1 pseudogene is annotated in these 989 nt (G+C 79.0%); it reads left to right on the top strand.

The annotated features are described in order from the left end of the window. Window positions 1-122 precede the first annotated feature (122 nt). A pseudogene (locus tag KBX39_RS31940) lies at window positions 123-989 on the top strand (hypothetical protein); the annotation flags it as partial.

Genomic DNA, 989 nt, shown 5'->3' with positions numbered 1-989 from the left:
CAGCGCCGACTGACCCAACCCGCACTCCGGCTGTGCGCCCGGGCCGGAATATGGCACGGTGAGATCCAGGCACTTTCGGCCGGCGCCACGGTCGGGGGCGAGCGTAGGTGCGGAGGGGCGAGATGGGCGAGCACGAGGTTCCGGCGGAGAAGGTCCACCCCGGACCGACGCCCGACGCCGCCGACCCTGCCGACGACAGCCCGGCAGCGGCCCGCCCCGGGCCGGTGGCCGTCGCGCGGGCACGGGTGACCGTCGCCGGGGCGGCCGTACCGCCTCCCGCAGGCGACGAGCCGCCGGCGGCGCCGTCGAGCCCAACCACGTACCGCGCGGGCACCCCGGCGGACGCCCCGCCGCTGGACCGGCGTCAGCCCGGCGCGACAGTTCCCCCGTCGACCTGGTCCGCCTTCGCCGTGGCCGAACGCCCGGCGACACCCGAGGCCCCCATCAGCACACCCGCTGCGGGTACGCCCTCCCCGGCCACGCCGGACGGCCCGGCTGCCGGTATCCCGGCTCCCCGTGTCTCCGGTTCCGCCCGGGTGCCCGTGCCCACTCCGACGGCCCTCGCCGACTCGGCTGCCCCGGCCGTTCCGCCTGCCGTGTCCGCTCCCGCCGTTTCCGCTCCTGCCGACTCGTCCACACCGGCCGCTCCGGCTGGCGTGTCCACTCCGGCGGGCGGCGAGACGCCGGGTGAGGACGCCGCCGGCGCGGATGCGGTCGCGACCGACGATCGACCGGACCGCGACGCCGCGCCGGGCGGGCCGGAGAACGCGGCCGGAAGCACCGCCACCGATCCCCGGGACGGCGCCCCGGCAGCCGGGTCCGCCGACTCCGGCACCGCGTCCCCCGCCCTCGCCGAGCAACCGGCCGGGCCGGGTGCGGTGCCCTCCGCGAAGCCCGCCGACCTCGATGCGGCGCCGTCCGCGAAGCCCGCCGGGCTCAATGCGGCGCTGTCCACGAAGCCGGCCGGGCAAGGCGGGACGGCGCCGCAT

It is taken from the genome of Micromonospora sp. D75 (assembly GCF_018070405.1).
In the GTDB taxonomy this organism is placed as follows: Bacteria; Actinomycetota; Actinomycetes; order Mycobacteriales; family Micromonosporaceae; genus Micromonospora; species Micromonospora chalcea.
The sequence above is the reverse complement of the archived record's forward strand: the minus strand, read 5'-3'. Positions and strand labels throughout refer to the sequence as shown.